2 protein-coding genes and 1 pseudogene are annotated in these 2,945 nt (G+C 72.4%); 1 reads left to right on the plus strand and 2 read right to left on the minus strand.

Annotated features, from left to right (window positions below):
• The coding region (locus ACFV0G_RS37790) for an MFS transporter (RefSeq protein WP_380557892.1) at positions 1-1,254 on the minus strand (1,254 nt) is incomplete at its 3' end.
• 80 nt (positions 1,255-1,334) lie between these two features.
• Entirely contained in the window at positions 1,335-2,108 is a 774-nt protein-coding gene (locus ACFV0G_RS37795; RefSeq protein WP_380557895.1) for a 3-hydroxybutyrate dehydrogenase, read from the minus strand.
• Positions 2,109-2,407: 299 nt separating this feature from the next.
• Between ACFV0G_RS37795 and ACFV0G_RS37800 the strand changes: the two are divergent.
• A pseudogene (locus ACFV0G_RS37800) lies at positions 2,408-2,945 on the plus strand (regulator); the annotation flags it as partial.

Raw genomic sequence — 2,945 nt, forward strand, 5'->3', positions numbered from 1 at the left:
GGCGACGTACACCGCGATCGGGGTGGAGCTGCCGTAGTCCTTGAGCAGCGCGGTGGCGATCAGCGGCGCCGGGGCGCCGGCCGCGACCGAGGAGAACTGGGCGCCGATGGAGGCGCCGGAGTACCGCATCCGGGTGGCGAACAGCTCGGAGAAGAACGCCGCCTGCGGCGCGTACATGGCGCTGTGGAAGACCAGGCCGATCGTGATCGCGGCGACCATCGAGCCGAACGACCTGGTGTCCACCATGCCGAAGAAGACGAACGCCCAGATGCCGACGCCGACCGCGCCCACCAGGTAGACCGGCTTGCGGCCGACCCGGTCGGAGAGCGCGCCGAAGACCGGGATCAGCGCGAACTGGATCGCGGAGGCGATCAGCACCGCGTTCAGCGCGGTCTGCTTCGGCAGGTGGACGTGGCCGACCGCATACGCCAGCACGAAGGTGGTCATCACGTAGTACGAGATGTTCTCGGCCATCCGGGCGCCCATCGCGACCAGCACGTCCCGCCAGTGGTCGCGCAGCACCGCGACGAGCGGCGGGCGCTCGACCGTCTCCCGGGCCTTCGCCGCGGCCAGCGCCTGCCGGAACAGCGGCGACTCGTCGACCGACAGCCGGATCCACAGGCCGACCATCACCAGCACCGCGGACAGCAGGAACGGCACCCGCCAGCCCCAGGAGAGGAAGGCCGCGTCCGACTGGACCCCGGTCATCAGCGACAGCACGCCCGCCGCCAGCAGGTTGCCGGCCGGCGCGCCGCCCTGCGGCCAGGACGCCCAGAAGCCGCGCCGGGCCCGGTCGCCGTGCTCGGAGACCAGCAGCACCGCGCCGCCCCACTCGCCGCCCAGCGCGAAGCCCTGCACCAGCCGCAGCGCGGTCAGCAGCAGCGGCGCGGCCACGCCGACCTGGCGGTACGTCGGCAGACAGCCGATCAGGGTGGTCGCGGCGCCCATCATCAGCAGGCTGAGCACCAGCAGCTTCTTGCGGCCGATCCGGTCGCCGAAGTGGCCGAACACCAGCGCGCCCAGCGGCCGTGCGGCGAAGCCGATCGCGTAGGTGAGGAAGGAGAGCAGGGTGCCGGTCAGCGGGTCGCTGTTCGGGAAGAACACCTTGCCGAACACCAGGGCGGCGGCGGTGCCGTAGAGGAAGTAGTCGTACCACTCGATCGTGGTGCCGATGAGGCTGGCACCGACGACCTTCCAGAGCTTGGAGTCCGCTTGCGGAGCGCCGGATCTCACGACGTCGGGAGAGTGGGCCATGGGGTCACCTGTTCTCGGGGGTGGGGCGAGGGCGGGGGTGGCGTGCGGGGAGAGAGCGGGTGCGGACGGGTGCGGACGGGTCAGTGCGCCGTCCAGCCGCCGTCCACGGGCAGGCTGGCGCCGGTGATGTAGGAGGCGGACGGCGAGCAGAGCCAGACCGCGAGCTGGGCGACCTCCTCGGGCTCGATCAGCCGCTTCACGGCGGTGCGGTCGAGCATGATCTGCTCCACCACCTCGTCCTCGCGGATGCCGTGGGCCAGCGCCTGGGCGGCGATCTGGCGCTCCACCAGGGGGGTGCGCACATAGCCGGGGTTGATGCAGTTGCTGGTCACGCCGTACGGGGCGCCCTCCAGCGCGGCGGTCTTGCTCAGCCCCTCCAGCGCGTGCTTGGCCGTCACGTACGCGGACTTGAAGGCGCTGGCCCGCAGCCCGTGCACCGAGGAGATGTTGACGATGCGGCCCCACTCGCGCCCGTACATGTGCGGGAGGGTGCGGCGGATGATCCGGAACGGCGCCTCGACCATCACCCGCTGGATCTGGGTGAACCGCTCGGTCGGGAACTCGTGCAGCGGCGCCACGTGCTGGAGGCCGGCGTTGTTGACCACGATGTCCGCGTCGTCCGGCAGGTCCTCCACCGCCCGCGGGTCGGAGAGGTCGGCGACGGCCGCGACACCGCCGATCCGCTCGGCGAGCTCCTGGGCCGGCCCGGCGGCGAGGTCGACGACGTAGACCCGGGCGCCGGCGGCGGCGAAGGCCTCCGCGCAGGCCCGGCCGATGCCGGAGGCCGCGCCGGTGACCAGGGCCGTCCGGCCCGCGAGCGGAGCCGCCGGGGCCGCGGCTGAAGTGGTGTCCATGGCCGAGAACGGTAGGAACAGCGGGCGCCCGCTCCTATGTGTCCGGCTGCCACAGGCCCGAGTCCGGACATGTGTTCCAGCGCCATGCGGTCCGAACGGGCGTCCGGGGCCGCACCGATCAAACACCGGCGGCTCCGGCTTCCCCACAACGAGCACGCGCGCATCACCCGTTCGGAGGATTGCACGTCCGATTCAGCACATAGCGCCCGAATGCTCGCTACATTCACGCCGATTCCCGACAGGGGGTGCCGACCCGTCACCGGGGGGACCGGAGCGGCACCTGAGAGGTGTTGACTGACATGCCCCACACGCCTGCAACCGACAGCCCTGCGTACGGACCGCTCGACGCGCTCGACCCGCACGACGTGCAGGCCGGGGCTCCTCCGCACGCCCCCGACGACCAGCCCGCGGACACGGCCCCGAACGCCCACCGCACCCAGAACCCGCAGCTCGCCGCCCTGATCGAGGAGTCCGGCTTCTCGCACGCCGGGCTCGCCAGACGCGTCGACCAGCTCGGCCTCGAGCACGGGCTCGACCTGCGCTACGACAAGACCTCCGTCACCCGCTGGCTGCGCGGCCAGCAGCCCCGCGGCGCCACCCCCGCGCTGATCGCCGAGGTCTTCACCCGGCGCCTCGGCCGCCGCCTCACCGCCCAGGACGTCGGCCTCGACGCCTGCGCCCCGGTCTACGCCGGGCTGGAGTTCGCCGAGACCCCGCAGGAGGCCGTCGACATCGTCGCCTCCATGTGGCGCAAGGACAACGGTCCGTACGCGGAGCTCCGCAAGATCGCCTTCTCGGCGGCCGGCCTGGTCGTCCCCGGCCGGGTGTGGCGGTTCG

It is taken from the genome of Kitasatospora sp. NPDC059571 (assembly GCF_042735675.1).
Taxonomy (GTDB): domain Bacteria; phylum Actinomycetota; class Actinomycetes; order Streptomycetales; family Streptomycetaceae; genus Kitasatospora.